Here is a 6,896-nt window from a genome sequence, read left to right as displayed (position 1 = left end):
CCGAGTTAAGCCCTTGGCCTTCTTCTCGGGTTTGACTGCCTTCTTCGCCATCTGCGTATCATCCAGGTCTAGGATTTCAGCGAGTCGGATGCAATGCTCAGTTGCCCGGAGGTTGACCGAGCCATCCTTTAACTGCTGGGCGAATTGGCACAGCTCAGAAGTGGTATCCGCATCCTCACCGTCCCGCTTCCGAACATTCTCGGGCAAGTAGGTAATGATGAGATGCTTCCGTAGCTTGGCATCTTCCGCCAGTCCTAGGGCCTGACGAGCCGCGATAGTGAGGGCGTTGCGTGTGCAGGCTTCGAAGTTTTTGTTAGACATGATGTTCACCATTGAATTTGAGTGACGAAACTCTCTGAATGAGAGTACGGTGGGACTCTCGCAGTGGTGGTCTGCGCCCAATCCTTGCGCCGAATCTCGAATATCGGTTGTGCAGCTTAGTGTAGCGTCCGTGTGGCGTACTGCGATCGCAAGGTCGTATCGGTCAACGTGAGGGACGACGATCTAGCGTCTCTTGGGCCTGATCTTGAATGGACCGTCGTTGCTGGCCCAGTCGTTCCTTCGTGTCCTGGCAGGTTCGCTTGATGTCATCTGCCGTGGCTTGCATCCGTGTGAGCAAATCCAGAATCGTTTGTGAATTATCCATGTATTTCTCCTGGTGTAGCGACTAGAAACATTGGACAGACCCACTCAGCGTTCTCTGCCCTCTCTCGCTGAGGAACAGCCCCGTTAGCGGGTTGTTTGCCTGCTACAGCAAACGGTCGATTCCCTGGCTCGACGGACCGGAGGGTCGTATTCTTGCCCCGACCGGGGGGATTGAGTTGTGAGGTGCGGTAGCGAGAGGGTGAAGAGATGTCCTCTGTCCTTATGTAATTAATATAGCATGGCATCAATTTAATTACACTGTAATTAAATATCTTTTACATTGATGGCTTCTGACAGTTTCTTGGCAGCTCGGAGAATGGCATTCACATTACTAGACCGAGTTCCAGACATGGCATCAATCCATTCAATGACATCATTCTCAAAAGTTATGCTATGGCAAGGCTTACGTCCTTTTTTAGTTCCTTTTGGTCGTCCTCTAGTTGGTTTTGATACCCTTTGATTTGCCATAATCTTAAATAACTACAATGCAATTAAATAGTAGCATCGTGATTTTTTATTAAGATGCACTACACAAATAATCAGGCTGCTACACCACTTCATCGAAGTCTTATGAAGCTGAAACACCTTAGAGCTAATTACAGTCTCGATCAAAGTCAAGACTGTCAATGTTTTCAGGGAGCTTAGTTTTGTAAAGTATTGCTCGTTTGGCTTGTTCGGTGCTGAGGTCTGCATTGCTGAGGTCTGCATTGCTGAGGTCTGCACCGCGGAGGTTTGCACCGATGAAGTTTGCGCCGCGGAGGTTTGCACCGATGAAGTTTGCGCTGCTGAGGTTGGCACCGACGAGTTTTGCGCCACGGAGGTCTGCACCGCTGAGGTCTGCACCGCTGAAGTCTGCACGGCTGAGTTTTGCACCGCTGAAGTCTACACTGCTGAGGTTGGCACCGATTAGGTCTGCACGGCTGAGTTTTGCACCGCTGAAGTCTGCACCGCTGAGGTCTGCACCGCTGAGGTCTGTGTGATGTAAAAAGCGTCCAATAATATCTCTAAAGCTAGTAATATCAAGACACTGGCTGTAACCAATTAGATTAAGTAGTCTTGTCTTCTCAAATACGCCAGAATCAGGCTGACCACAAGGGTGGAAGTACAAGTGTTGGAGAGATTCATTCTGCTGGAGATGGCGGTGCAACTCCAGCAACAAAATCAGAATATTCAACCCCACATAAATATCAACCTGGCGTTGGCCTAGGTGAATATCATATTCATTTAGTTGACTAATTTTTCTCTGAGGTAATGTGGTTTGCAATGGCAAATCAATAAAATCACCATTACACCACCGCTCATAAAATTCTATAAATCGTTGGAACAGTATTTTTGTTTTGAAACCTGTATGAGTTTCCAGTAACGCCCGCCAGTATTCCATGACTTCTACTGTTAGCCCACCAAAGCCCAGCACATCATAAATTTCTTCGTCCATGTAGATCTGTTCAATTACTAAACCTCGCTCCCTTGGTCCTGATAATGTCAATGCCCCGCAAATCTCAAAGAGACGTTTCGCACATAAAAATTCACTAAAGCTTTTGTGGATGAATTCCACTGATCCCTTCTTCTCTTGGGCGGGTCTAAGGTAAAAAGCTGCCAGAGCATTTCTTAAAGCATCATTTTGTAGTTGCTCACGTGCAAGATTTATCAGTTTTAAAGCATCTTCGTCTTCTTTTAAGCGATCTTCGATCATCTTGATAGGGGCAGCTTCTCCCCCAAACTGAATGACACATAATCCTGCTTCTGTCAGGATCCGCCTTAACCCTTCAGTTTCAATATTTGTCAATTTACGGTTAAGCCATTCTGGCCGTTGTTTTGTGAGTACCCAATCTATAGACTTTTCATAAATCAAAATTTTTGCATGAGTGGGATTGGCCCTGGTAAACAGATCCAGCCTTATTGTGTTATCCCGGTGCATTGCACCTAAAAGGTACATCAGCAAAGGCTCTCTTGCCAATTGCTTCACCTGATTAGGGCATCGGCCATCTCTCAAAAAACTCAAATAGGCATTCGCCTTGGCTGTCCCTACAAGCCTCTCCCAATGATTAAGCCACTGTCCTTGCAAGCTAGAAGTCATGGATAAAATTGCAACTCGATTCAAGTTATGTGGCAGCAAGCTGCTAATACTCTGTAGAGCCAATGGACGGCCTGTAATCAATACCCGATGCCCCCTTTCAGGATTGCTGCCACAGCTTTCTTGGAATCTACCAATTTGTGTCAAAAAAAGTTCTAAACCTTTGCTAGTCCGCCCTTCTAAAAGAAGTTCATCAAACCCATCTAAAAAAAATAAAAATCGTGTGTTACTGTCCGTTAGCCACCCCTTATCAGTTGTAAAATCCCAACCAATCACGGCTTGCAAGGTCTCTTCAATATTGCTTTCAAATGTACTGATATCCCGCAATCGAATTAAAATAGGTGTCCAGATGGGATGAAGTTCACGCCGCACCCAATCAGCAAACATCCTACAAAAAACGCTTTTCCCTCGTCCTGGCCCTGCCTGCACAAACATCACCTGATTTTTTACGTAAGCATTCGCTAGGCAAGTTTTTGCCCAACCTTCCAGATCCTGCGGTTGACTATACCTATAAATCTCACCGTCTTCACCAAGGGTCACTGCCTGGAGAGGAATATATATATCCTCAAACGTGAACTTTTCAGCAAATACTTGTTCCTTCGGTTTGGCTGCAATGGTTTCTAAATACTGGTCGATACTTTCGTAGTTCTTCAGGTCTTCAACCCAGCCATCCCCGCAAATGCCAACCAGCGATTTTACGGAATCTTGTGCTGCTGCAAAGCATCTCTTTAGGTAGCGATGAGTGTTTCTAGACACCCGCTCAGTTAGGATATCCGCATCCTTACTGTCCAATCCTGCATCTATCAGTCGTGCTGAAAATAGGGAGTTATAAGTCTTGGCTAGTGCTGAATTATGAAAGCAAACTAAGACTTTGTTGGCTTCTCGCTCATCCAATTCAAAGGATTGACCCTTTAGCGCTAAACCGTCTCCAAATTGCTTTAATTTCTGACTAATGTCTTTTGAAGCAGGCTGATCAACCAGCCTATCTAAGACATTTCCTTGTTCTGGATTTTTCAAAAAGACCCGCAAACTTTCCAAATAAGCGGCTTGACTCACCAACGCCACGCTCATTTCCAATGTGGGTTCTTGATGAGTTTGGTCTGCAATAAATCTTAGGAGGCCCGTTCCCAAAGAAATGAAGGGTAATACTGAGCCAGCCACCTGCGCTAGCGGACTATTCAACACATCTAACAGAGAAGACATCCGACCAATGATTGGAGCAAGTTCCGCAGCATTCCGATTGTCGTTTATTGTTTTTGCGAGTTCCAGGACGGCTTTACTGCTATCAACCCCTACTTGCGTAGTACTAGACCAAGAAATATCTATATTTAGAACCTGCCATACTTGTTTCCAGGTATTTTTCAGCATATCGGACCAATAGATTGGTATAGCTAGGCCTAAAATGGCCTTGACTAATTAAGACATGAGTTTAAAAAATCAGCGAGTATGTAAATCTATTTCTCCTAATACAGATGCAGCCCCAGACCAAACTCAGCGGCAGCTCTGCGAAGTGCCATTGAGCTGGCGTTGCTCGTCGGATCACCCCATCCGTCTAAGTTGCTGTCTTCAATTCCCAGAGCTGATCGGAAGATAGCTCAAAACTCAATACTGGTAAGGGCAAAGGCTTATGCCACCTCGGCCCGCTCATGGTCTGCCACCAAAGTTAGAAGCACCTCAACAATTGAACGCTTCCACCGCAAAGACTCAATGGGCTTACCATTCGATTTCTCTTCCAGCGTTATCACCGCTAAATCACCCGCTTTGTCGGTGGGCTTCCACTTCAGGATATTTCGAGCCGTTCGATAGCGTTCTTGATACCCCGCCGCTTCTAGCAGTTTGTTGATTTTGATGGCCGACAGCTTAGGCTCTAACAGTTTGCCTAGCTCAGTTGGGGTATAGGTTAGTTCTTCAGGGGTGAGGGAGGGTAGGGTTTGGAGACCATCGCCCATGATGGCTTCCCATTGTGGATGGGTCCGCTTAATTGCGCTTGACTTTGCAATGGCGAGTCTTGCGGGTTCAGCGACTCTTCCAAAGACTGCTTCCAAAACAGACTCAATCTCATGTGGGCTAGGCTGATCGGGGCGCAGTGCCTCAACCACTTCTGGATTGGTCTTGGGGGAGGGGCGTTGACTTTGCTCCCACTCTTTAACCCATTGGGTGAGCTGGTATTCAAATTCCACCGAAAGCCAGGTGCCAAATGCTATTGCCAGGTCAGGGTGAATCCAGGTGCCTTGTTCTTCGCGTGCTCCACCTTTGCGAACTATTACAAGTTCCGATACGCTTTTTCGCGTAACGGATGCCACATAGGCGATGTAGCTCTTAGCTCGTGCTGATCGAGTCCAGTTTTCTGTCCGTTTCGTCTTCCCTGTCGCAACTTTGTAGGCTTCACAAGCCTTCGTCGCATTTACATATCCATCGGCTTTCTGCATCCCTACAGAAACCCCATGCAGTTGATGCGCTAGTATATTCGTCTCCATAATTTCCTCTCAATAGATAGTGTTGATTTGGTTTGTTGTTCACTTTCAAGTCCCGTTATCGGAATTCCGTTAACGGATAAAACTTGGGCTGGGCAAGTCTTTGCTTGCTTTGTCCTCTCGCCATCCTCGTTGCGAGAATATTCGTAACGGCTGATATATATGGGATTCAGGCTTTGCTTCCCTCTCAGTCCCGTTACGCGAAAAAGGGTAACGGAGGCCACTTAAGGGATACAGTCTCATCTCCAGTCGCTCAGAAAGCTGTAGGGGCAATGCAGCCCCCGATCACCCCAACTGAATTACTTATCCCAGATGAACCAGGCACAGGTCACGGAGTCTGAACCTTTGGTATCGCTTCTAAAGCGGATTCTAGGACTGACAACAATAACCTGCTTCATCTGGTCTGAATGCTGCTTGAGCCATTCTTTACGACCGTTACAGGGTTCTAGATAGCTGAGTCTCAAGAGAAAAGCGATACCCCGATCAGCGTGTTCATAGGCCAAGGGCAATATCTTCTCAGCCACGTTAAACGGTGGATTCGTCACAACCCAATCAACTTTGGGCGCTTCAGCCCAGTACTGTGGATCGGTGGCATCGTTCGTTGTCCGACCTGGACTGACGGGCCAGAGCAGATCAGAAGAATGGACGATATCGATGCATTCGTAGCTGTCCAATACATCCGAAATGGCGTTATGACCTGCACAGGGTTCTAGGACCGAGCCACCGATGGGATTCTTGGACATGAGCTGATGGGTGATCGGGGCAGGAGTGGGATAGAAATCATTCAGGATTCTTTCTTTTGTAGCCGTTGCCATGATTGTCATTTCTCCCAATACAGATGCAACCCTAGCCCAAACTCAGTGGCAGCTCTGCGAAGGGCCATTGAGCTAGCATTACTCGTCGCATCACCCCAGCTTTCAATATCACTGTCAGCAATCCCCAAAGCTGATCGGGAAAGGCTACCGTCTTCGCCATGAATGGTTATCGTTGCCTTCACTACGGTTTTCCCATCTCCAAAGTGGGGTGAGCAGTCGTATTCAAAGCCCGGTGCTCTGGCCTCTAGAATGCGAACGATGTCATACCAACTGACAAACTTCAAGGCCACTCCTTTCTTTGATTTGGTCTTGATAAATCGCTCTGGAATGGGACGCCTCAGATCCTCCAAGATTTCCGCTAGTGGCCTGCGAAATGCCCTAGCAGTTTGAGCTTGGGGTTGTGTTGGTTCAGTGGCTTGAGTGGTCGAACGGTTGATGGGCAGGACATTTCTAACTTGCATGTTTGTTCAGCTCCAACTGCTTTGCTTGGGTGTACTTCCAGTGCAGATATGCGGCGAGTCCGTGTCCTGGGTCGGGTGCGTGATGAGTCCCAATTACAACCGAACCCTTCCTGACGATTTTCTTGATTTCAGCCACAACAGCATTTCTTGTGGGTGGTGTCCATCGACCAGAGACCAGGATTTTGCGCTGCTTCGACAACTTCAGAGCAACGTCCATCGGTATCTTTTTCAACTCTAGAATCCTGTAGAGGTATGCTTTATACGCCTCTACACATCTGACGTTCTCATGGTCGCTATAAGGATGAAACGGAGACCGCAGAGGAGTGTCTTCTAACAAGTAAACCCCTTCTCTGTGAGTGGTTCTGGATAGTTTCTTGAATTTGATGATCATCGAATTTCCTCCGAATGGAATTGATTGAAATCTTTG

The 6,896-nt window shown here is 47.1% G+C and carries 7 protein-coding genes and 1 pseudogene; all 8 read right to left on the bottom strand.

Annotated features, from left to right (window positions below; genetic code table 11):
• A pseudogene (locus tag Q0986_RS02325) lies at window positions 1–321 on the bottom strand (hypothetical protein); the annotation flags it as partial.
• 163 nt (window positions 322–484) lie between these two features.
• Window positions 485–646, bottom strand: a complete 162-nt coding sequence (locus Q0986_RS02320) for a hypothetical protein (RefSeq protein ID WP_299403069.1) — start codon at window positions 644–646, stop codon at window positions 485–487.
• A complete protein-coding gene (locus tag Q0986_RS02315) occupies window positions 639–890 on the bottom strand; it encodes a hypothetical protein (RefSeq protein WP_299403066.1) in 252 nt (83 codons plus the stop codon). Before Q0986_RS02315 ends, Q0986_RS02320 begins: the two co-directional genes overlap by 8 nt.
• A 347-nt stretch (window positions 891–1,237) precedes the next feature.
• A complete protein-coding gene (locus Q0986_RS02310; protein WP_299403063.1) occupies window positions 1,238–4,087 on the bottom strand; it encodes a pentapeptide repeat-containing protein in 2,850 nt (949 codons plus the stop codon).
• Between the two features lie 257 nt (window positions 4,088–4,344).
• Window positions 4,345–5,196: a KilA-N domain-containing protein gene (locus Q0986_RS02305; protein ID WP_299403059.1), complete on the bottom strand. Its 852-nt coding sequence runs from the start codon at window positions 5,194–5,196 to the stop codon at window positions 4,345–4,347.
• Window positions 5,197–5,492: 296 nt separating this feature from the next.
• Window positions 5,493–6,008, bottom strand: a complete 516-nt coding sequence (locus Q0986_RS02300; RefSeq protein WP_299403054.1) for a hypothetical protein — start codon at window positions 6,006–6,008, stop codon at window positions 5,493–5,495.
• 5 nt (window positions 6,009–6,013) lie between these two features.
• Window positions 6,014–6,469, bottom strand: a complete 456-nt coding sequence (locus tag Q0986_RS02295; protein ID WP_299403050.1) for a hypothetical protein — start codon at window positions 6,467–6,469, stop codon at window positions 6,014–6,016.
• The coding region (locus Q0986_RS02290) for a hypothetical protein (RefSeq protein ID WP_299403047.1) at window positions 6,459–6,896 on the bottom strand (438 nt) is incomplete at its 5' end. The genes Q0986_RS02295 and Q0986_RS02290, both read right to left, overlap by 11 nt.

It is taken from the genome of Acaryochloris sp. IP29b_bin.148, from assembly GCF_028285565.1.
Lineage (GTDB): Bacteria > Cyanobacteriota > Cyanobacteriia > Thermosynechococcales > Thermosynechococcaceae > Acaryochloris.
The sequence above is the reverse complement of the archived record's forward strand: the minus strand, read 5'-3'. Positions and strand labels throughout refer to the sequence as shown.